The sequence below is a fragment of the Roseibium sp. HPY-6 genome (genome assembly GCF_040530035.1).
Lineage (GTDB): Bacteria > Pseudomonadota > Alphaproteobacteria > Rhizobiales > Stappiaceae > Roseibium.
Genome location: NZ_JBEWCD010000004.1, coordinates 50,991 through 75,584, shown reverse-complemented (window position 1 = coordinate 75,584; position 24,594 = coordinate 50,991). Strand labels below are relative to the sequence as shown.

Sequence of the window (24,594 nt, the reverse complement as noted above, 5' to 3'; positions counted from 1 at the left end):
AGACGCCAGCTTTGGAAGCGGGTAGATGGCACTATGGGACCATTCACCACTAGAAAGATCTTTTAGGTTGGACGACCGACAGCATGACCTTGAACGTAATCGACACCGATGCCAGCTAGTAGCGTTCTTATCTCGTCTGTTTCGACAAATTCTGCAATCGTCTTCATGTGCATCAGATGGGCGATAGAATTGATCGCCTTAACGATAGCCAGATCTGTTTCCTCGATCAAAATGTTTCTGACAAGGCTGCCATCAATCTTCACATAATCGATCGGAAGTTGTTTGAGATATCCAAATGAAGAGGTTCCGCTGCCAAAATCGTCGAGTGCGAATTTGATACCGTGTTTTTTCATTTGCTCAATGAATGTCAATGCTTGGCTTAGTTGTGAAATCGCCGCGGTCTCAGTGATTTCAAAACAAATGTTTTCCGGTTTGACGGCGCTGTTTTTCAAAAGCAATTCGATCTCATCGACGAATTCCTCACTGCTGAGACTAATGCCGGAAAGATTGATGGATACTAAAACATCTTCGTCAGGAAAATAGTCCTCGTAACACATGAAGACGCGCTCCACGACCCAACGGTCTATCAGACCAATGACGCCATGTTTTTCGGCAGCAGGTACAAAGACACTTGGCGAGATCAGGTTTCCGTGTTCGTCTTTGTAGCGCAGCAGAAATTCGTAGTGTTTCGCGTCTGTGCCGCCATGCTCGGGTGGACAAATCGGCTGTTTGACGAGAAAGAACCGGTCTTGCGACAACGCTTGAGAGACGTTTGCAATGTAACCCATTTCCCGCTCTTCGTCATAGAGATCACCATGGTCAAAGTCGGTTAGGTAAACCCGACCCCGGCCCGCCTCCTTAGCTTTGTAACAGGCCAGATCGGCTTTGCTGAGCAATTCGGTCTCGGTAAGGCCGTCTATTATCGGAACAGCGCCGATGCTGACACCGACGGAAAAAAGACGATCCTGCCACTGAAAATGATAGCCACCGACTGCTTTCACGATAGAGTCGCATGTTACCTTCACGTCTGAAGGTGAACGTGCCCCTAAAATCAAGCCGAACTCATCGCCTCCCAAACGGCCAATTTGATCACCGTCTCCAAGGCAATTTCCGATGACCTTTGCTACTTCGACAAGCATGGCGTCGCCGACAAGATGTCCGGCCGTATCGTTGACGGTCTTAAATCTGTCAAGATCCAGAAAACAGACCCATACAGGCGCAGCTGATTTGCTTGGCATCCCCGCTGTGTCTTTTAGCTTCTTGAAAAAGCTCGTACGGTTTTCAAGGCCAGTAACTGAATCGAAGGCGGCAAGATAGGCCAACTCCTGAGAAATTTGATGCTCTTGCGTGACTTCCCGAAGGACGCCGCGATATCCGGCAAATCCGCCTGACTTATCGGTGGCTACGGTTGCGTTCAACAGATAGATCTGAAGATCCTTTGCGGAGCTATGTACATTAAACGACAGATTCTTGACTGGACGATGAGCACGCATCAGGCGCTTGGTCTCTTCAACTGGAAATTCGATTCTTGGATCCAAATTGACGAGGTCTATGATTGGACGGCCAACTAGTTCACTTGGCTGGATGCCCATCAATGGAGTAAAATTGTTCGATGCGTACCGGACACGGTCATCGGCATCCGTTTCCCAAAACGCAATAGAACCGACCTGTGCCAAGTCTTTGTATCGCTCTTCATTTTCAATCAGGATATCGCGTGTCCGGTTGCCACGCCGGATGATCTCGACCAATAGTAGAATTATGAGAATGGCGATAGCGAAAGCGAGGCTAGTACTCCAGACGAGGTATCTGTATTTCTGGTAGAAGCTTTCGTCGTTGTTGACGATCTGCGCAGTGGCCGGGAACGGGTTCTCTGTGTAGCCGAGCTTTTTCATCAGCTGCCAGTCCAATATCCAAAGGCTTTCGGCGTTCACAAGGTCGGGCACGTCATCTGCCGGGGTGCCGCTCAAGATCTGTTTCGCTAGATTGGCGGCCTGAGCGCCGTGCAGGACACCATCAAGATTGTGGGCACCCAGCGAACCGTGTTTCATGGATATGATGGCGATCGTGAAAACGGGGTTCGGCAGCTGACTAGACAGAAGAGCCGTGCCTTCCCGCCATCCAATCAAAGCATTTCCGGCGTCTCCATCGATGATTTGACCCACAAGCAGAATAGGCGCATCGGCAGGAAAACGGCTGAGCTGTTGAACGGCGTCCCTTTTGAAGATTTCTTCTATGAAGTGGATCTTGTCAGGTGCCTTTTCGTGGTCCGCTGCCTCTTTTGCTTTGGAAAGATTGGCACTCCCCGCCGCCTCCCGGTCGGAGATCACGATCAATTCATCCTTTGCGGTTATGGCTCTGATGTCTAGCACAGTCGCTGTTATGTTGCGGTTTTCGAAAACACCAGTGGTTCTCGGCAAATCGATCAATGATTGGGATACTTGATTGATCCCCATGAAGACGACTGGAACATCTGCAAGCCAGCCATCTCGATGCGTTAATAGAGTCTGCAGGCCGACATCGTCGGAAACCATCACAAGATCGGGTTGGGTGGTCGCGTATTTTCCTATCAAATACTCAAAAAATGCATCAGCATGCAGTTGATCCGGAAACCGTTTCGCATCCAGGTATTCGTGGAACAATCGAGTGTTATTGTCATCAGCGAAGGTAGTGTCTATGCCGTCTTTGAGCATTCCAGTCCAGACATGCTCTGAATTGTAAGAGTGAATGGCGAGAACGCTTCGCTTTACCTCGGCAAAAGAATAATTAGTCGACAGAATAGAGATAAAGAACAGCAAGACCGCACTGTTATTTTTCAATAGATCGCTCCACCTGCGTCACGCCCTTAGCGTAATTCGAGGTAGAGATTTAGAAAAGATAAATCAGTGAAAAAATTAATTCCTTTTTTTTCGGAGTAGGAGACGTGAATTGAGTTACCTTGAAGGAGAGCTGACTGACAAAGCAAAGCAGTCCAAGCTGAACAATCCGATGCATTCGGATGCCTAAGGAGAAGACGCTCCGTTTCCAGCATGTACTGCCTCACAATGGTTGTTGATGGGCAGCGCATACTCTCGGGAAAAGACAGATTGATGACAGTGCTGGCCGGCTGTCATCATCGTATGCCGCATCTTTGTCAAAGTGTGGCAGGTGCACTGCACCTAACTTGATCCAATAGAAAGTGTCTTATGAGTTGCGTTTTCGCAGGAGCTCCGCTGCCTTGCGATGCCCCATTTTTGTGGCTCGTTCAAGCCACATGAATTCATGGGCATCAGCGCCGCGCTTGGCGTGGAGCTCTGCAAGGCAGAAGGCGGCTTCGGCATTTCCAGACGCAGCCAAACGATCGAGCGCGTTCGCCTCATCGAGGGTGATTTGTGCCGCGAAGGTTTTTAAGAACACGTCGTTCAGGCAGATCGCCAAGGTCGCGGCGACCAAGACAACGACGATCGCCGTCATGAGCGTGTCTTCAGACAACCAGGTGAGCCTGTCACTCTTGTAGAGCAGCAGAATTAAAGGCGTCGTTACAACGCAGCTGACGGTCATGATCCTGGTCTGACCACCTATTGCTCTTGAGAGCTGATATGCCGACAGACGCAGTTCCAAAAGTCGTCGTGTATTTCCTTGTTTTCTCAGGATGTCGAGCAAGTTTTGGAGCGTCATGTAACGGCATCGTCCATTCGTGTTCCGGCCAGGATTAAGTGTGATCAGTTCTTTGTTGCGCGGCGACCGCCTTGGCGATTTTCTTGTCCGTTTTGTACTGGCCGAGGGCATAGACCGACCAAAGCGCGGCCGGGATCCAGCCGATGATGGTTATCTGGAGAACGAGGCAGATGATGCCGGCGAAGGGACGGCCGATGGTGAAGAACTGCAGCCAGGGCAAAAGAATGGCGAGGATCAGACGCATATTAGTTCCTTAGTGTTTTTCCAGTTGCGGCATATGGATTTCCAGAACGCCGCGTTTTCCGTTCCGGCGCCCCACCTGAACAATCATGTCGATTGTGGCGCTGGCATATTCAATGACGTCCTGCCGGGTGAGCGGTACGCCGGTCTGCATGACCATCAGCGCCATGCGCTCCAGCGCGAGCGCGGGACTGTCGGCGTGAATGGTGGAGATGGAGCCGGGATGGCCGGTGTTGATTGCTTCCAGGAAGTTATAGGCTTCACCGCCGCGGATCTCGCCCAGGATCAACCGGTCCGGACGCATGCGAAGGGAGGATTCCAGTAATCGCGCGGCGGTCCGGTTGCTTTCCCTGGACCGCTCGGCCACAAGCGCGACGCTGTTTTTGTGCTCCGGCCGGAGCTCAACGGCATCTTCGATCGTGACGATGCGTTCCTCCGGCTGTGCCAGGGAGAGCAAGGCCCGCGCCATGGTGGTCTTGCCGGAGGATGTGCCACCAGAAATCAGGATGTTGAGCTTTTTATGGATGGCCTGCGTCAACAGCTCTGCCAACTGACCTTTGCCGGCCATCTCAAGAAGATGCTGTTGCTCTTGCTCGCGTTCCTTCTCCACATCGATGGGCTTGCCGGCGACAAAGCCGATCTGATCGACACTCAAGACCCGATTGACGAACTTGCGGATCGAGATGCTGACACCGGCCTCGATCGCTGGCGGAATGACCACTTGCACGCGGACATCGTGACCGAAGACGCGGACCCGGCCGGAAACGATGGGCTGCGCTTCGCCGAGCGTGTTCTTGGTCTCGCCGGCAAGATTATATCCGATGGAGTGGATTTCATCGTCGGTGAGCGACAGATCCGTGACCGGCTCCATGTAGCTGGAGCCGGAGTGCTCCACGAATATCGCCCGGTCCGGATTGATGACGATTTCATTGACGTCTTCGGACGTGAGCAGACTTTTGAGAGCCTTCAGGTTGCTTTCCACATAGGAACTGACGGCATGCATCAGAAGACGAGATCCTGATTGACGAACACCTTGACCTCATAGCCCTGCGGTAGGCGGATGATCGGCGGCAGGCTCAGATAATCCTCAAGAACGCTTTCGGTCTGATCTTCCAGATCGTCGCTGACGTCGGAGGCCAGCGAGATCGTTGCATCGCTGGTCTCATTGCCATCGGACGCAACGGTGGCAATGAAGGTTGGGAGCGATGCGATGGTGGTGATGAGCGCTGCCGTTCCGAAGCGTTGCACAAAGCGGGAATCCACATTGCCTTCAACGCCGCCGCGGCCGAGCCGGTCGACACCGGTCGCGGCCAGTGAGATGGATTTTCCTTCCGGCGTGACCGCCCGGTTCCAGGCGATGAGGACCCGTTTCTGGGCAATGGAGATATCGCTATTATAGGTTCCGATCAGGCGCGTTCCCTTGGGCATGAGAACTTCCTGCCCGTCATAGGAATAGACCGGTGTGGAGACGACGGCGCGCATGGAACCTGGCAGCTCCGTGTTGACGGCGGTTTCCAGGACGGCCGTTATGATCGTGCCCTGAACGATGGTCCTGGAAATGTCACCTAGATCGCGCGCCTTCGAGGTGGAGACGCCCAGATTTGCATTCTGGCTCAAGAAGCGCTCATTGGAAGACATCTCCTGAACGCCGTCGGGTCCCTCAGAGGGCCCGGATGTGAATCCTTCCTCGGATTCGTCGTAAATGTTGGCGTCGCTTAAGAGACGCTCCCGAAGCTCCGCTTCCCGGGCCGCTCTGCGCTCTTCCAGTTCTTTGAGCTTCCTCAAGCGTTCCTGTTCGTCCAGGTCCGGGCCCGCCGGTGCTGACGGTGACGGTGCTCTTAAAGAGGCAAGCTTGGCTTCCATTTCCGCGCGCAGCAGGGCTTCCCGGTTCTCGGCTGCCTCGCGGTCCCGTTTTGACTGTTCCGCCAAAGCTGCCTGCAGATCTTCCGGCGAGATCCCCGATGCCGGTGCAGGAGCGGGCCTGGTCAAGAGCTCCTGGATCTGCGCCTGCAAAGCATCGATCTGCGCTTCCAGCTCGGCGGATCTGTCCGGTGGCGGGGCCAGGATTTCCGGTGCGGGCCGCTCAACCGGCCTGATCACGATTTCCGGTTCCGGCTGGTCCGTGTCGAGACTTTGCCGCGGTCGAAGATTGGTGTTCAGCCCTGTGTTGTTGGTTTCAGAGGTCCGCTGGATCGCCTCGCTTTCGGAGGTGGATAGGCCAAGAAGCCTGCTGATTTCCTGGGGGAACAGCAGAAAGGCCGCCGCGACCGCAATCCCGATGAAGAACAGAACGTAGATGAGCGGGCTCGTGGATCCGCCGCCACCCTTCAAACGTTGCTGACGGGTCGACAGTTTGTCTTCTGCTTCGGGTTCGTTGCTCAGGGTCATGGTTTGTTGACCCCGCTCCATCCGGCCACTCTGGAGCTAGAGGCAATACAGATGGCATCGCCGCCAATGCGGACGGTCCATTCATCGCTGACCCCATCGACAATGATGGTATTGCCCGCAGTGCGTGAATTGACGGTATATTCACGGCCCCCCTGCCCCACTTTGAAGACGCCCGGCTGACGCCCGGAGCCGTCAAAGACAAAATAGGTCTGTTTGCCATCATCGTAGACGGATGTGGGCGCAAAGTCGGCACTGCCGGCAACGCTGTAATCATAGTTGCGGCTGCTTAAGGAACTTGCGTCGGAAAATTGCGCAACAACGGGCGTTGGATAGCTGAAGGTGGTGCGGAAGTTGAGACCGCCAGTCCGGCTCCCACGGCCACGATGGGCGCGCAGCTCGAAGGTGTAGACGCGCCGGTCCGTATAGACAGTCATGTTGGTGACGGCATCTGAGTTGAGCGGTTTGATAGAAATCACATCGCCGCGCTTCAATCTGACGATCTGCCAGGATGCGCTATCGCCAACCTGAATGGATTGTACATTCTCACCGCGGCCGAACTGGACGGTGGAGATGAAGTTGGTGTGGAGATCCAGCCGGTAGACGGTGTGCTCATTATAGACGAACTGCTTGATCCGTGAATCAGCAGGAAGCGATTTAGGAACGGATTCGGCGAGGACGGGAAGCGTTAAGGCTGCCAGGCACAGGACCGTTCCGGTCAGTGTTTTTTTGATCATCGTGCGCCCCTGTTGGTGAGTGTTTCCGCGTCGATGCGGTAATTGGAGACTTTGAAGCCGAGCGGGTTTGCCCAAACGGCCTGTAGATTGCGTTCGACCTTCGGTTCGAAGGCAAAGCGGACGGTTGCCACGAAGTCGCGTTCAATGTCGTCCAAGCCGCTTTCTTGTAGCGCCTTGCGGAAGCGGACCTGGGCGTGACTGTCGCCAAGGAGCGACATGGAAACGATCGTCACCTTCAGCCGGTTGCGGTCTTCATAAAGTTCCGGCGGATAGTCTTCGTTGGCGGAGTTCCAGAGCGCCCGCAGGCTTTCCGCTGCCTGACCGGTTGAACGGTTCAGGACATCGGGAATGCGGGTGGCGTTGTCGGCAACGTCATAGGTCTCGCGGTCGGTGACATAGCGAACGAGTTCGGCCTGGATGACGGCTTCCTGCTCGGAGAGCGAGAGGGGTTCGACCTGGGCGAGGCGTTCGGCCTCGCCCGTCGTCTTGTCGACCATGACCAGGTATGGCCGCACTTCCTTGAGCGGCAGGAGCATGGCAACGAAGCCAATGCATGCGATCGCCAGGATGAGGCTCAATATGGCGATGACCGACCAGATATTGCGCTGCCGCCGGAGTGAGAAGAACACTTCTTCCTCAAACGAGTAGGCGACCTCATCAGGTGTGTTTTGACGCATTGTGCTTCGTGCCTGTCTGCCGGTTTAGCTTTTGCTGGTTTTGGAGCTTTGCGGCGCCTTTGGTGCTTTCGGGTTCTGGGCCGAAGGCCGTCCGGACGGTCCGCGCATATAGGATAGATCCGAATAGCGTTGCCGTTCTTTGCTCATGCGCGCTGCCTGGGTGATGAAGGCGGCCATTTGACCGGCCCTCGGACTGCCGCGTTCTGCGGCGCCCGCGGCGGCTTGCTGACCCGCATCAAGCCGGGCGGCCGCACCATAGGCGGCTCTCACCGGCGCGGTTGCCGCCCCGGCTGCCATGGACGCGGTTGAGCTTGCCATTCGGATGGCGTCGGAAACGCCTGTTCCAACGGCAACAACGCTTCCGGCAAGACCGGTTGCGTAGGTCGGCACGTTTTTCATCATGAAGATGGCGGCAAGGGTGACAATCACGAAGCCGGCGATGTCGGAAATCGTAGTCGCATCCGGTGTATTAGCCAAAATTTCTTGTCCGACACCGATCACCGCACCCATAATTCCGGCGAGAACGAGAGGGATCAGAGCGATGCCAATGGTCATGCGCGACCAGGTTTCGAAGAGTTGGCGTGTGCCGTTAAAGGCAAGAGCACCGATTGCGAGCGGTGCGATCGAAATGGCCAGCCCTAGTCCAACCTTACCTATTGTAGAAATGACGATGGCCACACATGCCATGATCATTCCCAATACAGATAGCAGCACTGCCGAAATACTGATGCCAAGCCAACCGGATTCTTCGTTCATCTGGTCCGAATAATCGAATATGGATGTGACCATTTCGTCCATGGCGGCATTCAAGCCAGCGTTGTCACTAACATTGGCACCCGAGGCTGCAAGCAGAGCCCCCCCATAGTTTTGGGGCACATCTGTGATGATGTTGTAGATTGGCTCGAATTGGGTCCAACTGGTCGCAACGGCCAATACGATGATGTAGCGCACAGACCAGGTGATGTAACTGCGCATGCTGACCGTCGAAAACGCCAGGATTGAGTTGAGTGCGATCAGCGAAAGACCGACGAGACCGGCGGCAACAAGGGCAGTGTTGATCTCGGAAGAAACACTTTGGAAGACTGTTTCCGCATAGCTAGAAACAGCCGTATCGATCAAATCCAACGTGTCGGTGATAAAGGAGGCCATCAATTGACCTCCTTGAGCTTACCTTTACGAGCACCCGATTTGACGCAGGCATTGTGCGCCAGGTTTTTGTATTTCCGGGTTTCTTGGGCAAGGCTGACATCTCTTGTTGCTGCCCAATTGTTGAGCTCGACAAGCCCCAAACTTTTATAGTTATCGGGCATCATTGCGAGGATCGCGTCGTAGTCGCGTCTGTCTATGAGGCATCCAAACTCAGCAGGTTCGCCACGGCCGTACGCTTCGCAAACTCGAGCAACCTCCTGTTCTTGCCAGATGATGGTGTAGTGTCTTAGGAGCTTACTGGCACTAGCGTTGTTTGCGTTTTCTGCGTCGAATTTCTTGTATGCGTCCCCACCAAATGGAGACGCATAGCCACAGCCGAACGAGGTCTTGGAGGCCGCCTGTGCCGTGCCTGCAATCGCTACCATCGAGCAGGCAACAATGAGTGTCTTCAACATCGCGATTACTCCTCGTCCTGATCGCCAACTAGAATGAATTTCCGGCCGGCCATAACGTCCCGGGCCGTGGCCGCCTGACCCATGCCAAGGGCATTGGCATTGGCCGATTGCACCCGAAGGAGCTCAACAAGGAGAACCGCCACTTCCGCCTGGACGCGGGTGTTGTAGTCAATGGCCGCTTTCAGATCTTCGTTGTTGTCGATGCCATCGATGAGTAGCGTGACGCGCTGTGCGGCTGCGTCGGCCTTTGTGAAGCCGTCTTCGGCTGTGGCAACCGCTGTCACCCCTGCTCCGGCCAGATGGGCCGCGGCCTTGTCAAGCGCATGTTCAGAGGACAGGAACATGTCGAGATCGGTGAACTCGAATGTTGACTTCAATTCATCGACCTTTGCTTTGATGGCTCCGGCCTGACCGGCAATGTCCCCTCCGCTCATGACCGAACTCATGATGCTGTTGAGTGAGTTCGCCGACTGCCGCAGATCCTTGAGCTCCTGGGAATTCAGAACGCTGGCGATCTGCCGGATGCCGGTGATGGATTCCAGCTGCGTGATCTGGGTTGTCAATTGCTCCTGCATGTTGAGCAACTGGTCTTTCATGGTCGCGAGCTGTTTCAGCTGCTCGGCGTAATCCTTGATCTGGTTGTCGATCTGCGACAACGCATGCGCCACATTCGCAGCATCGATCACGGGAATACCGGCAGCCGTCGCACTGGTGCTCAGACCAACGGACATCACACCCGCAAACAAGAGTTTCCTGGCTGTCCTGATCATTACGCAATTCCTTCGCTTGGAGGGTTGAGGGGTCTGTAATCACAGGCACACGGTGACCTGTATTCCGTTGGAACCCCGGCGCAGCTTGACAATCCGAGTGCAATCGCGGCGAGGATGAGTAGTTTCTTTGTCATTCGATGCCCTTCCAGAAATCGGGATCCTCGCGCCAGCCTTGGGGCGCCCCCTCCCCATTGCCGCCGCCCAGAACCTTCAAAAGGGATCCGAGCGGGGCAAGATTCATGTCAACGATGATGCTGGCGTCGCCTGAACGGATCAGTGCCAGCCGGTGCCCGACATTGGAGCTGACGGCAAAGCCAAGCTCGTTGTCGGTAAGACGGAGCGGCGCAAGTTCGTCGCGCGTCGATTTGTTGGATGGATAAATCAGCAAGGTCGCGATGCCGGAGAGGATCGCGCTGCCCGCCGCGCTCTCTGTGATATGCGCTGCCTGCTGGGTCAGAAGAACGACGGCGACGTTCTTCTTCCGCATTGTCAGCATCCAGTCCTTGAGACGGGTGCGGAAATAATCGTCATCGAGAAGTTTCCAGGCTTCATCGAGCACGATCAGCGTGGGCCGCTTGTCTTCCACCGTGCGCTCAATGCGCCGAAAGACATAAGAGAGCCAGGCCGTCCGCGTTTGCGGGTTGTCGAAGATCTCCGTGACATCAAAGGCCGTGATGTCGTTCTCGAAAGTCAGGCTGTCCCTGCCCTCGCCATTGAAAAGCCATCCGAACTGGCCGGATCGGTCCCACCGGCCCAAACGCTGGTGCAGATCGCCGCCGTCATTGGTGGAGCGGAACTGCGAGCGGAAATGGCCCATGGTCTGTAGATTGTCTTCAGCAGAGCGATTGGCGGCGCAGGCCCGGCCGAGACTTTCGATCTGGATCGGCGTGAGTTCCCCGTCCTTGGGCTTAAGCAGGCTTTCCAGCCAATCCGCCAGCCACGCACTGCCCCGTTCGTCCGCTTCCGATGTGAATGGATTGAACCCGGTGTCCGTGCCGACCTGAACCACATTGTAACTGCCGCCAAGGGCGCGGATTGCCATTTCAAAGCCGCGGTCCTTGTCGAAGACAATCAGGCGCGTCGATAGGCGCTGCGCCTGGGCCAGCAGAAACGCCGTCCCGAGCGTCTTGCCGGACCCGGTTCTCCCGAGAACCAGAGAATGACCGACAACCGGTTCGCTGTCGCTGGATCCGGGCAGATGGAAGTTAAAGCGGTAAGGTTCCCCGTTTGCTGTCGGTAGAATAGTGATGGCTTCGCCCCAATAGGTCGATTCCTTCGGCAGGCCCCTCGCCGATCCATGGAGGGCCGACAGGTGCGCGAAGTTGAGCGAGCTGATGGACGAGGCGCGGGTGCGGTAGCTGTAGTTGCCGGGCACTTGCGCAAAATAGGCTGGCCGGGCACTGAAGTTCTCCCGCAGGACCGAAGCGCCCGCGCCGGTCAGAACCCGATCGACCGCGGAAATGTTCTCGTCCAGTTGCCGTTGGTCATCGGCATAAAGCGCGATGGTGCAGTGATGCTTGCCGAACGCGACCCGTCCGGAGGCCACATCATCGAGCGCATCGTTCAGCTGCATTTGCAGCGACACAGCCGCATCGTCGGCAACGCTCATTTGCCGGATGACGCGGCGGATGTCCGCCTGAGCCGAGACCGGATCCTGGGGCGTGAAGGAGTTGGTCACACACATGTCGATGCCCAGATCCAGGAGATCGAGGATCCCGGCATAGGTCTCGGCCGGATAATCCCTCAAGGTCAGGATCGTTCCGGCTTTGGTTGTCCCTGAATGCGTTCCGAAGATGGTAAAACTGTCGTCCTGGAAATGGATCGGTGTGGTCGCAACCAAATCGTTGAGCGGGACGTAGGCTCGGCTTGGCCTCAACAGAGCAAAGTCACCGGTGAGCATCGCTCGCAGAAGCCCAAGCCATTCGCCACTGGAGAGCATTAAACGCCTTGGCCGGGCGGGGCCTGCAATCTCGATGAAGCTGGAAGCAATGTCGTTGAGGCGCTGAAAGCGGCGCGCGATCCGCTCTGCACTGCCCGTTTTGCCGCCCCGGAACCTGTCGAACAGTCCCGTGATCTTGGAAGGCCGCATTGTGAGCGTAAAGACAGTCGTGCGATGACGCAGTTGTGCCGATCGCAGATGCGCCTGCCAGAGCCCATCGATCTGAGCCGCGAAGGTTCCTTCGCCGGCGACCGGATCGAGGTGGGGCTGCACCTTGGAAGAAATCCGGTGTACGTAAAAGCCCACATCGCCATATTGCTGGGCAATGAGGTCCGAGATCGATTGGGAGAGCGTTTCGATGTCGCTCTCGTTCGTGGTCTTGGCGGCCAGACCATCGACCGCAAAGCTGGTCATCAGATCGCCGTCGCGCAGCATGATCGTCTGGTCGTTGATCTGGGACAAGAATGGCAAATGCGCGGACAAGGACTCCGGCGCATCAACGGACTTGTCGATGAGGCTTTGAACGGCAAGGGAGGTGTCACGGGCCATAGGTGACTCCCCTACCCTTCAGCTGGCTTGATTTGAACGGCGTGACGCGGATGGTGACGAGCACCACATCGAATATGCGTGCGTCATAGGCTGCCAGGAGCCGCAAACCGGCGTATCCGAGCGCGAAGCTCAAGACCAAATAGATCACGGAGAGGGTGGCAATGAAGCCACCCACGACCAGGATCAACAGCGATGCAAAATACGCCATCGGCAGCCCCACGAAACTCACGGGGCGGGTCAGGCCCTTGAAGAGCGGCGCCTTCATAATTGACAAGACCTTTTGTCTCTTAAAAGCCTGCGAGAATGGTTGCGGCACCAAAGAGGATCACAAGCCCGATCAGGATCGATCCGGCAAACATCCAGTTCATCCGGCCGGTCATGAAGAGGAAGCCGACGGCGCAAAGCGCAACGAGGCCGACCGCCCGGCCGAGCGTGCCAGTGAGTGCCGTGCCGATGGTCGTGAAGAAGGTTGTGATCGGAGACAGATCCTGCGCCATGGCTGGATTGATCATCACGGCCGCCGCGATCAATGTGAGAAAAGCCAAACGGCTGTGCTTCGCTAAAATTCCCATACTGAAACATCTCCTGTTAAGGGGACCCCGGCCGGTGCTTTGGACGAGGTTTCGAGGCGTTCAGAGCTCTCCTGGGGCTCAGAATGCTGGTTTGAAGCTTGTTGGATGTCGGGAAGGTCCGGGACGGGTTGTCCCGCTTGTCGCAGCACTGCGCGGATATAATTTTGTGTTTCTTCAATCCGCGGGACCCGCCCAAGTTTTTTCACCCGGGTCGGGCCGGCATTATAGGCGGCAAGCGCCAGGTCAACTCGCCCAAACTCGCCCAACAAAAGGGTTAGATAGGCGGCTGACGCATTCAGGTTCTCATAAGGGTCAAAGGGATCACGGACCTTCAGATCCGCCGCCGTCTCCGGCATGAGCTGTCCGAGCCCTTGAGCGCCCTTTTCCGAAACGGCCCTTTGATCGAATGCGGATTCGCGCGCAATCAAAGCCTCAAAGAGGTCGATGAATTCCAGGGCTGTCAGGCCCGCGGCCACCACGCCGTCCTGTCCGGAGAACTTCAGGGCGATTTCGCGCGACAACTTTTGATTGAGTGCTCGTTCAAGATCCGCATTGGCATTTTTGGCCCAGGACGACGCTGGATTTTGAGAGGACTCTTGCGTGGTGGTCCGGGCAGGCTTTTTAGATGTTCTGTCTTGAACGATCGGTTTACCGGATGCGTCCCATTCAATGACGGTTGCTTGTGCCGGAACGCTTAAGCAGATTGTGACAGAGACAACTGCAACAATAAGGTTGTGCTTCAGAGGTGATGACGCGCACGTCGACCCTGCTGTTTTTGGATTGCTTGAAGAGATCATCTTGGCGGAACCGTTTGCGTGTGACGCGAAAAACCTGTGGTTGTTAAAACAAGGGTTGTATTAAGGTCCGTGCACCGAAAATACTCGCTATTTACAGTCAGGATTACGGGAAAAAGTGAATCCTGTTAATAGTTTGGCGCATATATGCGCACAACGTGATTCTTCATGTCAATTCCTTAGGGGCCAAAAACAGAGTACACGACAAACGAGTGTTGCATTGCAGCAACGCACTTATAATTGTGGCAAAAGTGTGCTAAATTCAGTGTGTCGCGCGAGCTCCGAAAACCCACAGCGTTCTTGCTTTAGGGATATTTCGCAGGAACGACTATAGAGCCGTACTATTCAAGATGAACGGATGTAGTGTGACCCCGCGGGTAGCGGTGTAGGTTACTCACACACGACCTAATGCTTCATAGAAACATCGTTTGTTCGGAAAAATTCACTCGCCATGCCAAAGGGAATTTGCACGGGATGGTGTTGGGTTGTATTGACCTAAGTTTCCTGAGTTGGAATTCGACATACAACTTATAAGATTATTTGAACACATTTCTGACCGGTTTCATGGCGACATTGCGACTGCACCGTGAATCAGATCTAGTCATTCTAGATCTGCAAAATTGTCATCGTGAATTTTACAGCTGTGCATAACTCACGGCATGTCGACGAAGGTTCGTCCATGGTCCGTTTTGAGCCGCCTGATATCCCCCACCAAAAAGGAGAACAGAGACCCAGAAAGACAAAACCCGCCACCGGAACGAACCGGAAGCGGGGGATGCCTCAAAAAAATTTAGCACCTTTTTAGTAGCGCATTCCCCACATCATTGTCAATCACGAACACCGTTTCGGTGAACGGATTTTTGCGTCTGATCTCGATTAAAGCGATGGACCAAAATCAACCGTTTACACCGCGCAAAAGCGCGAACCCTTCCGCACGTCCGCACATTGCCAGCTTCCGAAAGCTGTCAGACGGGATTCTGGCGAGCGCAGCCCTGGCACGACAAGAAAACCGGCCTGATGTTGCCAAAGCAGATCTTGCCAGGACGCTTAAACGTGTCGCCCCTGCCCTGGGCATCCGGCGCACCGCGTATCAAATCCTGGATATTCTGCTCGGCCTGGCCCGGCCGACGGACTTCGCTCCAGGCAAACGCCCCGTTGTTGCGATTTCAAATGAGCGACTGGCCGAATATACAGGCGCTTCGATCAGAAGCATTTCCAGAAGTCTGAAGACGCTTGTCGAAGCCGGTGTGCTTGCTTATCGGGACAGTCCCACCGGCCGGCGTTACATTTATCGGAAAAATGGCGGGATCCCCGATGAAGCCTACGGTCTGGATTTCACACCTGCCTGTTTCAATCTTGATGCCTTCGCTGTCCTCGCGGACGAATACAGGGAAGCGCTCGATCTGAAAAAACGATCCAAACGGGCCGTTACCCGCCTTTCTAGGGCCATCATTGATCTTGTAGAAGCCGCGGACGCGGATCTGTCCGATTATGCCTTGCATGCGGAAAAACTGGTCGCCGAACTTAAAGACCAGCCAGAGAGCTGCGCCGAATGGCTCCAGGCACTTTATGACGAGGTCCTGCTGGCTGTGGAAAATACGCTGCAGCGGACAACGCAACATAGCAATATAGAGCCAAAAATGACATGCGCAGGTGGTTCAAATGACACCCGCTTATATGATACAACCCCACCACTTTCTGTATTTTCAAGTAACAAACGGACTTGCTCTCACGAGCAAGAAATCAATTCTCAATCTGACAACGGCTCCGCCGTTGAAATGGCTCTTGAAAAAGAGCCTTGCGGAGCCCGCAGCCACACGCAACAAGCGATTGAGCAAGCGGAAGCGCCTGAACGGGGCAGCAAGAACGGCTCCCTTGACGATGTTTCAATCGGATTGATCAATTCAGCATGTTCGCTGGTTCAAACCGAACTTAGTTTCCGCCTCTCCTCCTGGACACAGCTTTGCGATGCGGCCGAGCAATTGCGGATCCTAATCGGCCTCAGCGAAGCAGGGTACAAACAGGCCGTCTTGCGCCACGGAAAAGACCTGCCGGCGACTTGTTTGGCTGTGGTCGCCGAAAAGGCCCTGCGCGATCCGTCGCAAATCACGTCGCCCGGCGGATACTTTCGCGCCATGATGGACAGGGCGTACGATCACAAGCTAAACCTGAAGAAGTCTCTCTTCGGACTTGCCCATTCCTGACGTTTGATACGTTTTTGACCCTGAAATTGAGGAGCCCGCTTACATGACCGCGATGGGTGCGATCAACCAATCGGAGCTGCCGGAAGTGGCTGCGGCCAGGGCGATCTTGTTCGCTCTAAAGCAGGTGCTAGAGGAAGATGGAAAAAACGAGGTCACCAGCGAGCAAATCGTGAATGAACTCCTGCCTGGACCTGGTTCGCTGAGAAGTTGGTTCATCTACCTGATCGATGAGGCGAACAGTCAGGATCAGGAAGCGATTTCGTCAAAAGCGATCCGCGACGCGCTTGAATTGGAAGAGGAAGATTTCAAGCGCGGATGCAATCTCGCACTCAACATTGTCGGCTAATTTTTCTAGCCCGATAAAATCAAGGAACCTCCTGTGAGAGAACAAGAATGATGCCGCTGAGCGCCCGCCGGTCGTAGACACGGGCCCCGCCCCGCTTATCGGTCGGCAACGGTGGCTGCGACTTCGAAAACGGCTCATCACTGAGCCAGAACAAACAATTGGACATCGCCTAACTCCTCTTCAGGAGCTTGAAGTAGAGTTCAACTGATTTGCATACCCATTTTATGGGTCTGAAGCCTAGGTGTGGAATCTAAGAAGGTTGTTCATTCCATCGATCCTGAAACTGATTGTGTTTGGTAACCAACCAGTCTCAGATATTCAGAGCGGGTGAACAAACCTTTTGAGTCCACAGCGAAGCCACAATCTCACTCGTGTTGCGAATTACTTTACCGCGACGCTGATATCTGGAGTTTCTGCATGATGAGTTCTTTTTCTGAAACAACTGTGCTCGATGGCTCGTTCTAAGGACAAGGGTGAAATGACTGGATTATTGGATCACGGTAGCCTTAAATTCGTGGATCTGCTCAGTTCTGAAGTTCAGGCTGAAATCGAAGCGGTAGAACGTCGCCGCACTTTTCAAGATGGTCAGATGATTCATTCTAGCGGCGATGACGGAGATCGTCTGCTCATTGTACGTTCAGGTGCTATCAAAGTGGGGCGTATAGACCCCAACGGCAAAGAAGTCATGCTGGCTGCGTTGGGTGCAGGCCATGTCATTGGCATCATAGGTGTGCTTACCGGGCGCAAACGGACGCAGAATGCTGTGGCTTCAGGCAAAACGACGATTGGCTTTGTCAATAAGGCAGATTTTTTGACATTGATGGAAAGGCGCCCGGAAATCGCTGGCGCAATTCTACCGATGGCATTAGATCGTCTGAATACGGCATTCAGCATCGTGGACGATATCCGTCTGTTAAATCTAACCGCTTTTACAGCATCACTGTTGTTGAAGAATCTGCCTGAGGAATCCGAAGTTTCCGGCGTACTAAACTGGAACCAGTCCGAGTTGGCGGTCGCCGTTGGGGCGTCCCGAGTGTCAGTGGGGAAAGCGCTGAAGAAGCTTGAGCAGGAAGGGATGATCGTACTGAAGTATGGCGCTATCGAAATTCCCGACGCCAAAGCTCTGTCTGATTGGATTGATGCTGCCAGAGCTGAGAATTCTTCGTAGAAAGAGCACTATCTAATAAGCGCCTGAACCAATGAATCCGTCGATGCAATAGCTCGGAATTCAGTCGCAGAAATTGCTGCATTTTCAAGTATGGCCGCTTCGCGTCTCTGGGTTCGAGGTTTGTAAGCACAGCCTAACACTTGGAATAGATCACTTCCGTACTGCAATTTGCTATTATAAATTGCATTTTCTCATCGAAAGTCGATCTAAATATTGTTTTGTGGAGCTATATCTGAAATATTTAAAAAAAATGCTATGCACAGTTTGAGTTATTTTAATATTTATTATTCATTGTTAGATTATCTATTTAATATTTAAAATTACATATTTTTTTAGACTGTGTTGCGTGTTTTGTCGCTGATTAGAAATACTGGTCCAAAATTTCCGCACTAAGATCAAGAATGCCAAGTTCTTAGCATTCTTGGCCGCGCAGACAGCGTATCAACGGTCCTGAACCCTACCTTTTGCCCTCAACGAGCACCCCTATGTCGCGAGAAAGCTTCAGACCAGCGTCATAGAGGGAGGTCTCTTTTGATTGCGCTGAAGGAGCCAGTTAATGAATTTTGTTGGTGTAACTGTCATGTCGGAAAGTGACGCACCCTTTGAAATCTCCGCCTTTGGCCATCAAACGGAGAACCAAAGCGCCTTGCGGAAAAATGCGCTTGAGTATCCCATTCTGACACTCAGAAAGCGCCAAATCGTTGATTTTGTGCCAGCGGGCAACGAGCGCCTCACGATTGGGGGGGCAAAAGAGGGTCCCGTTTGGAACGCTGGTGTCATGCGAATTGAAGAATTCCCTTGGGAAGATCGAAGATCGTGCGACAGGGCTTTGACGAGACTGCCAAGTTTAAAAGAAAGGAAAAACTGAGTGTCTATTAGGTTGTGCTTGATCTCCGTTCTGACGACCGGATTGCTAATAGGATCTGCGGCTAGCTCTGGCAGCGCCCATGGTTTGGCTTCCGAGTTTTCAGCTGGAAATAGCTGGAAAAAATCACCGGCATTGTCATCGAAAACGGACTATATCCAGTTGGCCGAAAGGCGCGGGGGCGGTAGCGCTCGCAGTCGAGGGGCGCGAGTAGGTGGTCACGAAGTGAACCGCAATAGAAATGTTAATCGCAACACCAATATTAATCGTAACGCCGACGTTAACCGCAATACCAACATTAATCGCAACAAAAACACGAACATCAACGTAAATCGCAACCGAAACGTAAATATTCACGTCAACGTCAGGACCCGCCCGTATGGTTGGAGAGGGGCTCGTTGGGGGGCCGTTGCGTTTGGTGTGACGATGGGCGCGATCATAGTTGTCGCAGCCAACACCCCACCTCCTCCCCCGGACCCTTCGCTGTGCTGGACCTGGACCAACTCAGCGCTGACAGAGGGATACTGGTACTATTGTAGTGGTCCTTAAGTCTATCAATGCCGCGTTGTTGATCGGAACTCCTGTGGTTCTGTCTACGGTTTCTTTTTTCGCGAATTTGGGGAGCTTAGCCCCCACGACCGTTCTAATTCTGAATTGTGAAAGGTTCTCATGTGACCGCAAATATCTTTGGTTTTGCCACCCAGTTGTCGCTGTTTTCTATGGTGCTTTTGCTGCCAACTGCACCGGTCTCCGCTCAACAGTCTGTTGCTGAAGTTATTGGGGCAGAGTGCAAGCAGGAGCTGGCTCAATACTGTGACAGTGTTACACCAAGCAGGGGCAGAATTGCAGCTTGCCTAATGGCTCACAACGACAAGCTCTCTGAGCAATGTGAAATCGCCTTTGAGGCAGGCCTGCTGCAGTTGTCGATTATCCTGAATACCGTCAACTATGTAGTTGAGCAGTGCCATGCAGATATCGATGAGCATTGCGACGGCGTTCCTGTTGGTGGTGGGCGTATCGCCCAGTGTCTGACCAAAAGCATGGACAAGCTGCAGCCCGACTGCAAGGAGGCTTTTTCGCAGGCAAAGGAAGACCTTCAATAGGTTCTTCGGCGATGCGGCTTATGACCTGGCTAGCCAACCGGCGAGTCTTCCCAATCGCGGTTCACAATCATTCGGCCGCTTGGTGAAATCGTATCCACGGTTATGTCAGGTTACTTAAGGTTTAGTCGCGCGCGAGGTTACGGCTGTTTTTACGCAATTGTTCGCCCGCAATCCTTCACTCAAGCCTAGCCTGACAGCGTTGGGTTCGAATTTGAGAAGAGGAGCGGTCGGATCGGGTCCGAACGAGGTGATCAGGGATTGCAGACGAAATCAACACGAAGTGTTGCAGTGAACCGAATGGGGAGCCTTTTCGCGCCCGCTCTCGTTTTCGGAGCGAGAAGTGAGAATTCTCCGCCCGATTGTTCAAGCTTTTGTGGGAACCATACTTAACGTTGGGCATGAGTTGTCACTGCGCAGAACTACAAGGACGCAGTTTGTAAGCAAACAATCGGGTGCTAGCGGCTCCCTCCAGGGTTGTGTCGATCCGGCAGAGGTTTTGAAATGTCGTTTATCATAATTGGTCACCGCTTTTGCAGAGCTTTGATCTCTACAGTTCTGTCAGTTGTTCTGATTTCGACGTCAATTCAGGCGCAGACGCCTCCAAAACCATCAGTTGTTGTCGCTGAAGCAAAGCTTGAGTCGGTAACTTATAGCGATACCTATCTCGGTCGTGTCGTGGCGGTGAGCTCAGTTGACATCGTTGCCCGTGTGGCGGGCTTCGTTGAAAGGGTAAATTTCAAGGATGGGACAAAAGTCGCCTCGGGCGAAGTCTTGATAGAGATTGAATCGGATTCTTACAAAGCGGACATCACACAGATCCAAGGTCAGATTGAAGCGGCAAAGGCGGAGAAGAAGCTTGCAGACATTCAACTGGACCGTCAGCAAAAGCTGTTTAAACGCGGTGATGTCTCCGAATCGGTCGTACAAAAGGCAGAAGCGCAGCAGGGTCAGGCAAACGGTCTGATCATGCAGTTACAAGGCAGTTTACAGAATGCGCAAATCCAGTTGTCCTACACAAAAGTCACCGCGCCCTTCGACGGACGGATTGGGCTGACCAGTATAGGCACCGGAGCCTTTGTGAACCCGCAGAGCGGCACACTGCTGACGTTGTCCAGTGTCGACCCAATTTATGTGACCTTCCCGGTCTCAAATGCGCAACTACTGGATTTCCAGAAACAGGGTGAAATCCTTGAAAGCGGCAAGGTTGCGTTGCAACTCATCTTGGCGAACGGTGAGGTTTACAAAAACAAAGGCAAAGTAGCTGTCATTGATACAACGGTCCAGGAAAACACAGATACGGTGCTCGTTCGAGGCATTTTCCCTAACCCGGATGGAGCCCTGTTGAACGATCAGTTAGCGCGTGTCAGCGTTATCGACAGTCCGGATGAAAAGTCATTGATCATTCCGGCTGACGCCCTGCAAAGTGACCAGGGTGGATACTTTGTACTGACCGTCGGAACCGATGGGAAAGTTGCCAAAACGCCGATTAAGACGCGCGAAGTTACTGGCACACAGGCTGTCGTTACCGATGGGTTGAAGGCGGGTGACAAGGTCATCACTCAGGGCTCTCAGAAGGTGCGTGTTGGCATGGAAGTCACGACTGAGACCGCTGACAGCTCCCAACAGTCAGCCAAGGAATAAGCGGATGATTTCGCGTCTTTTCATTCGCAGGCCGCGCTTTGCGATCGTAATTTCCATTCTGTTCACGCTAGCTGGGTTGATCTCGCTCACACGTCTGCCGATTCAGCAACTGCCGGACATCGTTCCGCCAACCGTTCAAGTCTCGGCTTTTTATCCCGGGGCGAGCGCCGAGGTTGTAGAAAGTACGGTCGCACAGTCGATCGAAGAGCAGATTGTTGGCGTCTCCGATATGCTCTACATGAAGTCCACCAGTGGTGGAGACGGCAGCTACGGCCTGCAGGTCACGTTCAAGCCCGGAACCGACCCGGATATCAATGCCGTCAACGTGCAAAACCGTGTGGCGTTGGCTACTGCATCCCTTCCCGACGAAGTGGTGCGCGCAGGTGTGATTACGCAAAAGCAATCCACGGCCCTGCTGCAGGCGATCGCAATCACATCCGACGATCCCGAGCATGACACGCTTTATCTGTCGAACTTTGCAACCATCAACCTGCTAGACAGCATCAAACGCTCGCCCGGTGTCGGCAACGCGACCATCTTCGGTGCTCAAAACTATTCGATGAGAATATGGCTGGACGTTGATACCATGACCGGCCTGAACGTGGCTGTATCAGATGTGATCAACGCCCTGAATTCCCAGAACGTGCAGGCTGCTGTCGGTCGAGTCGGTGCGCAACCAATGACGGAAGATCCCGCGTTTCAGTTGAACATTCAGACGCAAGGACGTCTGAGCACGATCGAGGAATTTGAAAACATCGTCGTTCGGGCTGATCCGAACGGTTCATTCATCTATGTTCGCGATATCGGGCGTGTCGACCTAGGTGCGCAGTCGCAGGATTCCTTTGCACAATTTGACGGCAGCCCGACTGCCATGATTGGTGTTTACCTAACACCCGGCGCAAACGCCCTGAACACAGCCGAAGAAGTGCGCAAAGCCATCGAGCAACTCGAACCCTCGTTTCCCGATGGGGTGAAATGGCAAATACCGTATAACTCCGTCTATTTCGTCGAGGCCAGTATTGATGAGGTTGTGAGGACACTGATCGAAGCCTTCGGTCTGGTTGTCATTGTTGTCTTCCTGTTCCTGGGCAGCCTGCGGATGGCTCTGATCCCTCTGATCGCGGTTCCGGTTTCGCTGATCGGAGCGTTGGCGTTCATGTTGGCGCTTGGATTCTCAATAAATACGGTGACACTGCTAGCGCTGGTTTTGGCGATCGGTATCGTTGTAGACGATGCGATAGTTGTTTTGGAAAACGTCGAAAAGGTCATGTCGGAACGGCCTGACCTATCGGTTGCCGATGCTACAGCGGAGGCGATGGGGCAGATCACCGCCCCCATCTTGGCGATTACCTTTGTGCTGTTGTCCGTCTTCGTCCCGGTTGCGTTTGTACCTGGTATCACCGGTGCAATGTTTCAGCAATTTGCGGTCGCCGTCTCGTTCTCAATGTTGATTTCCGCGCTCAATGCACTGACGCTCAGCCCTGCGTTGTGTGCCATCTTGTTGAAACGTCATGAAGGACCCAGAAAGGGGCCGTTGGCATGGCTGTCGCGGAGAATAGACAACGCGCGTGACGGCTATGCCATCGTCGCCGGGATTTTTGCACGCCGCGCCGTACTTGGACTGGTTTTCTTGGGCCTAGCGGTTTTTGGCGCAGGTACCTTGTTCAAGATCGCCCCGTCCGGCTTTTTGCCGACCGAAGATCAAGGCGCATACTTTGTTGAAATCCAATTGCCTCAAGGTGCATCGGTCAATCGCACGGCCAATGTGATGGACGAAACGTATGAAATTCTAAAGAAAGCACCGGGCGTTCAGAATGTGATGACGGTCACGGGATTCAGCATTCTTGATGGCCTGACGGAGTCGAATGCGGGCTTTATGATCGCAATCATGAAGCCTTTCGAAGACCGGACGGACCCTGCGCTTTCTGTAGATGCGTCGATTGCTTATACTCACCGGCATTTGGCGGCGTTGAAATCGGCCATTGGAATTCCATTCAATCTACCTCCAATTTCGGGTCTGGGCACTGGCGCAGGCTTTGAATTCCAGCTTCTGGATTTGCAAGGCGGCAGCCCGCTTGAATTGGGAGCTGCAGCCAAAGGGCTGATTACCGGTGCCAAGAGCGACCCGCGCTTGAAAGGTGTTTATACGACATTTTCGGCCAACACCCCCAAATTGGACCTGAAGCTTGACCGCGAAAGGCTCCAGACTCTGGGTGTAGATGTCAGCACGCTGTTCCAAGCCATGCAGGTTTCAATGGGGGGCTACTATGTCAACGACATGAACCTGTTCGGCCGGACTTGGCAGGTGAATCTGGAGGCTGAAGAAAAGTTCCGACAGAATATAGAAGATGTCGGCCGTATTCATGTGCGCAACGACAAGGGTGAAATGGTCCCTGTCCGGGCTATTGCCACAACAGAATTAACGACCGGCCCAGAGAAATTAGTGCGGTACAACAACTATCGGTCCGTCACCATTTCCGGCAACCCCGCCCCAGGCGTATCTTCGGGTGAATCCATCACCGCGATGCAAGACCTTGCTACAAAATCGCTGCCCAAAGGCTATAGCTTTGATTGGACAGGTACCGCACAACAGGAAATCGCAGCGGCTGGCCAAACTCCGATTGTCTTGGGTTTGGCCGTTCTCTTTGCCTATTTATTCTTAGTAGCGTTGTATGAAAGCTGGACGATTCCGTTGATCGTTTTGCTGTCAGTTTCGTTCGCGGTCTGTGGTGCGATGTCGGCATTGCTGATAGCTGGGCTCGCCAACAACATTTATGCGCAAATCGGGCTCGTGGTGTTGATCGCTCTCGCGGCCAAGAACGCAATCCTGATCGTAGAATTTGCTATGAACCGCCGTACGGAGGGGATGAGCATCATCGATGCCGCAATAGACGGGGGGCGGTCAAGATTCCGCGCCGTGATGATGACCAGCTTTGCCTTCATCGCGGGCCTGTTCCCGTTGGTTGTTGCGACAGGCGCTTCCATGTTGGCACGAAAAGGCGTAGGAACCCCGGTATTCGGCGGCATGATCGCAGCCTCGCTTGTCGGCGTCTTCTTCATTCCAGCTCTGTACGTTGTGGCCCAATGGTTCCGCGAAAAGGTACACGGAGCACCGGCGGGAGAGGAAAAGGAAGAGCGAGCCAATTCGATCTGAGTTGGTGGCGACGACTTTAAGGCGCCCTGTTGCAAACGTCTGCCTCTGTTACGAGAGTCAGTTTCTTAAGCGAAAGTATCTGTTACACAGCTTTCAGCCACGATCAACATAGTCACCGGTGAGAAATCATCATCATCGGTTTCTTTGGCATTCTCGCCCCGGCAAACGATGCGTTTGGCACGGCTGTATGAA

General features: G+C 53.9%; 22 protein-coding genes. 7 read left to right on the top strand and 15 right to left on the bottom strand.

The features are described 5' to 3' along the window. Positions 1-62 precede the first annotated feature (62 nt). The 14 genes from ABVF61_RS30545 to ABVF61_RS30480 all read right to left on the bottom strand — a co-directional run bounded on the left by ABVF61_RS30545 (position 63) and on the right by ABVF61_RS30480 (position 13,648). Positions 63-2,816, bottom strand: a complete 2,754-nt coding sequence (locus tag ABVF61_RS30545) for an EAL domain-containing protein (RefSeq protein WP_353997397.1) — start codon at positions 2,814-2,816, stop codon at positions 63-65. A gap of 364 nt (positions 2,817-3,180) precedes the next feature. Beyond that, on the bottom strand, positions 3,181-3,654 hold the full coding sequence (locus tag ABVF61_RS30540) for a hypothetical protein (protein ID WP_353997396.1): 474 nt from the start codon (positions 3,652-3,654) through the stop codon (positions 3,181-3,183). 34 nt (positions 3,655-3,688) lie between these two features. Next, on the bottom strand, positions 3,689-3,898 hold the full coding sequence (locus ABVF61_RS30535) for a YqaE/Pmp3 family membrane protein (RefSeq protein WP_353997395.1): 210 nt from the start codon (positions 3,896-3,898) through the stop codon (positions 3,689-3,691). A gap of 9 nt (positions 3,899-3,907) precedes the next feature. Further along, positions 3,908-4,897, bottom strand: a complete 990-nt coding sequence (gene virB11, locus ABVF61_RS30530) for a P-type DNA transfer ATPase VirB11 (RefSeq protein WP_353997394.1) — start codon at positions 4,895-4,897, stop codon at positions 3,908-3,910. Further along, on the bottom strand, positions 4,897-6,282 hold the full coding sequence (locus ABVF61_RS30525; RefSeq protein WP_353997393.1) for a TraB/TrbI/VirB10 family type IV secretion system protein: 1,386 nt from the start codon (positions 6,280-6,282) through the stop codon (positions 4,897-4,899). Before ABVF61_RS30525 ends, virB11 begins: the two co-directional genes overlap by 1 nt. Continuing rightward, entirely contained in the window at positions 6,279-7,016 is a 738-nt protein-coding gene (locus ABVF61_RS30520) for a TrbG/VirB9 family P-type conjugative transfer protein (RefSeq protein ID WP_353997392.1), read from the bottom strand. The genes ABVF61_RS30525 and ABVF61_RS30520 overlap by 4 nt, the downstream gene beginning before the upstream one ends. Further along, complete coding sequence (locus ABVF61_RS30515) at positions 7,013-7,693, bottom strand: VirB8 family type IV secretion system protein (RefSeq protein WP_353997391.1); 681 nt, start codon at positions 7,691-7,693, stop codon at positions 7,013-7,015. Before ABVF61_RS30515 ends, ABVF61_RS30520 begins: the two co-directional genes overlap by 4 nt. Before the next feature lie 24 nt (positions 7,694-7,717). After that, on the bottom strand, positions 7,718-8,842 hold the full coding sequence (locus ABVF61_RS30510; protein WP_353997390.1) for a TrbL/VirB6 family protein: 1,125 nt from the start codon (positions 8,840-8,842) through the stop codon (positions 7,718-7,720). Further along, on the bottom strand, positions 8,842-9,297 hold the full coding sequence (locus tag ABVF61_RS30505) for a hypothetical protein (RefSeq protein ID WP_353997389.1): 456 nt from the start codon (positions 9,295-9,297) through the stop codon (positions 8,842-8,844). Before ABVF61_RS30505 ends, ABVF61_RS30510 begins: the two co-directional genes overlap by 1 nt. 5 nt (positions 9,298-9,302) lie before the next feature. Beyond that, positions 9,303-10,067 carry a type IV secretion system protein gene (locus ABVF61_RS30500; protein ID WP_353997388.1) on the bottom strand — a complete coding sequence of 255 codons (765 nt, stop codon included), beginning with the start codon at positions 10,065-10,067 and terminating at the stop codon, positions 9,303-9,305. Between the two features lie 130 nt (positions 10,068-10,197). Next, complete coding sequence (locus ABVF61_RS30495) at positions 10,198-12,555, bottom strand: VirB4 family type IV secretion/conjugal transfer ATPase (RefSeq protein WP_353997387.1); 2,358 nt, start codon at positions 12,553-12,555, stop codon at positions 10,198-10,200. Next, positions 12,545-12,820, bottom strand: a complete 276-nt coding sequence (locus ABVF61_RS30490; RefSeq protein ID WP_353997585.1) for a VirB3 family type IV secretion system protein — start codon at positions 12,818-12,820, stop codon at positions 12,545-12,547. Before ABVF61_RS30490 ends, ABVF61_RS30495 begins: the two co-directional genes overlap by 11 nt. A 22-nt stretch (positions 12,821-12,842) precedes the next feature. After that, a complete protein-coding gene (locus ABVF61_RS30485) occupies positions 12,843-13,127 on the bottom strand; it encodes a TrbC/VirB2 family protein (protein WP_353997386.1) in 285 nt (94 codons plus the stop codon). After that, positions 13,115-13,648: a lytic transglycosylase domain-containing protein gene (locus tag ABVF61_RS30480; protein ID WP_353997385.1), complete on the bottom strand. Its 534-nt coding sequence runs from the start codon at positions 13,646-13,648 to the stop codon at positions 13,115-13,117. Before ABVF61_RS30480 ends, ABVF61_RS30485 begins: the two co-directional genes overlap by 13 nt. A gap of 1,157 nt (positions 13,649-14,805) precedes the next feature. Here ABVF61_RS30480 and repC point away from each other — a divergent pair. After that, entirely contained in the window at positions 14,806-16,125 is a 1,320-nt protein-coding gene (gene repC, locus ABVF61_RS30475; RefSeq protein WP_353997384.1) for a plasmid replication protein RepC, read from the top strand. 43 nt (positions 16,126-16,168) lie between these two features. Next, the gene (locus ABVF61_RS30470; protein ID WP_353997383.1) at positions 16,169-16,471 is read left to right on the top strand and encodes an RNA polymerase subunit sigma-54; all 303 of its coding nucleotides are present in this window, start codon (positions 16,169-16,171) and stop codon (positions 16,469-16,471) included. Positions 16,472-16,490: 19 nt separating this feature from the next. On the opposite strand, the gene ABVF61_RS30465 is transcribed toward ABVF61_RS30470, so the two are convergent. Beyond that, positions 16,491-16,637 (bottom strand): hypothetical protein, encoded by a 147-nt coding sequence (locus ABVF61_RS30465; protein WP_502950038.1) that lies wholly within the window; start codon positions 16,635-16,637, stop codon positions 16,491-16,493. A 312-nt stretch (positions 16,638-16,949) separates the two neighbouring features. Between ABVF61_RS30465 and ABVF61_RS30460 the strand changes: the two genes are divergently transcribed. The 5 genes from ABVF61_RS30460 to ABVF61_RS30440 all read left to right on the top strand — a co-directional run bounded on the left by ABVF61_RS30460 (position 16,950) and on the right by ABVF61_RS30440 (position 24,402). Continuing rightward, positions 16,950-17,639: a Crp/Fnr family transcriptional regulator gene (locus ABVF61_RS30460; RefSeq protein ID WP_353997382.1), complete on the top strand. Its 690-nt coding sequence runs from the start codon at positions 16,950-16,952 to the stop codon at positions 17,637-17,639. A 556-nt stretch (positions 17,640-18,195) separates the two neighbouring features. Beyond that, positions 18,196-18,507: a hypothetical protein gene (locus ABVF61_RS30455; RefSeq protein ID WP_353997381.1), complete on the top strand. Its 312-nt coding sequence runs from the start codon at positions 18,196-18,198 to the stop codon at positions 18,505-18,507. A 668-nt stretch (positions 18,508-19,175) separates the two neighbouring features. Then, a complete protein-coding gene (locus ABVF61_RS30450) occupies positions 19,176-19,607 on the top strand; it encodes a cysteine rich repeat-containing protein (protein ID WP_353997380.1) in 432 nt (143 codons plus the stop codon). A 501-nt stretch (positions 19,608-20,108) separates the two neighbouring features. Then, positions 20,109-21,248, top strand: a complete 1,140-nt coding sequence (locus tag ABVF61_RS30445; RefSeq protein ID WP_353997379.1) for an efflux RND transporter periplasmic adaptor subunit — start codon at positions 20,109-20,111, stop codon at positions 21,246-21,248. Between the two features lie 4 nt (positions 21,249-21,252). Further along, positions 21,253-24,402, top strand: coding sequence for an efflux RND transporter permease subunit (locus ABVF61_RS30440; protein ID WP_353997378.1), 3,150 nt, complete (start codon positions 21,253-21,255; stop codon positions 24,400-24,402). Positions 24,403-24,594: the final 192 nt, after the last annotated feature.

Excerpts from the sequence above, each read along its gene's own strand:
- ABVF61_RS30510 (WP_353997390.1), bottom strand. The coding sequence starts at position 8,842 with ATGGCCTCCTTTATCACCGACACGTTGGATTTGATCGATACGGCTGTT.
- ABVF61_RS30515 (WP_353997391.1), bottom strand. The coding sequence starts at position 7,693 with ATGCGTCAAAACACACCTGATGAGGTCGCCTACTCGTTTGAGGAAGAA.
- ABVF61_RS30505 (WP_353997389.1), bottom strand. The coding sequence starts at position 9,297 with ATGTTGAAGACACTCATTGTTGCCTGCTCGATGGTAGCGATTGCAGGC.
- ABVF61_RS30455 (WP_353997381.1), top strand. The coding sequence starts at position 18,196 with ATGAATTTTGTTGGTGTAACTGTCATGTCGGAAAGTGACGCACCCTTT.
- ABVF61_RS30485 (WP_353997386.1), bottom strand. The coding sequence starts at position 13,127 with ATGGGAATTTTAGCGAAGCACAGCCGTTTGGCTTTTCTCACATTGATC.
- ABVF61_RS30540 (WP_353997396.1), bottom strand. The coding sequence starts at position 3,654 with ATGACGCTCCAAAACTTGCTCGACATCCTGAGAAAACAAGGAAATACA.
- virB11 (WP_353997394.1), bottom strand. The coding sequence starts at position 4,897 with ATGCATGCCGTCAGTTCCTATGTGGAAAGCAACCTGAAGGCTCTCAAA.
- ABVF61_RS30465 (WP_502950038.1), bottom strand. The coding sequence starts at position 16,637 with ATGTCCAATTGTTTGTTCTGGCTCAGTGATGAGCCGTTTTCGAAGTCG.
- ABVF61_RS30500 (WP_353997388.1), bottom strand. The coding sequence starts at position 10,067 with ATGATCAGGACAGCCAGGAAACTCTTGTTTGCGGGTGTGATGTCCGTT.
- ABVF61_RS30470 (WP_353997383.1), top strand. The coding sequence starts at position 16,169 with ATGACCGCGATGGGTGCGATCAACCAATCGGAGCTGCCGGAAGTGGCT.
- ABVF61_RS30440 (WP_353997378.1), top strand. The coding sequence starts at position 21,253 with ATGATTTCGCGTCTTTTCATTCGCAGGCCGCGCTTTGCGATCGTAATT.
- ABVF61_RS30495 (WP_353997387.1), bottom strand. The coding sequence starts at position 12,555 with ATGGCCCGTGACACCTCCCTTGCCGTTCAAAGCCTCATCGACAAGTCC.
- ABVF61_RS30525 (WP_353997393.1), bottom strand. The coding sequence starts at position 6,282 with ATGACCCTGAGCAACGAACCCGAAGCAGAAGACAAACTGTCGACCCGT.
- ABVF61_RS30535 (WP_353997395.1), bottom strand. The coding sequence starts at position 3,898 with ATGCGTCTGATCCTCGCCATTCTTTTGCCCTGGCTGCAGTTCTTCACC.
- ABVF61_RS30460 (WP_353997382.1), top strand. The coding sequence starts at position 16,950 with ATGACTGGATTATTGGATCACGGTAGCCTTAAATTCGTGGATCTGCTC.
- repC (WP_353997384.1), top strand. The coding sequence starts at position 14,806 with ATGGACCAAAATCAACCGTTTACACCGCGCAAAAGCGCGAACCCTTCC.
- ABVF61_RS30490 (WP_353997585.1), bottom strand. The coding sequence starts at position 12,820 with ATGAAGGCGCCGCTCTTCAAGGGCCTGACCCGCCCCGTGAGTTTCGTG.
- ABVF61_RS30445 (WP_353997379.1), top strand. The coding sequence starts at position 20,109 with ATGTCGTTTATCATAATTGGTCACCGCTTTTGCAGAGCTTTGATCTCT.
- ABVF61_RS30520 (WP_353997392.1), bottom strand. The coding sequence starts at position 7,016 with ATGATCAAAAAAACACTGACCGGAACGGTCCTGTGCCTGGCAGCCTTA.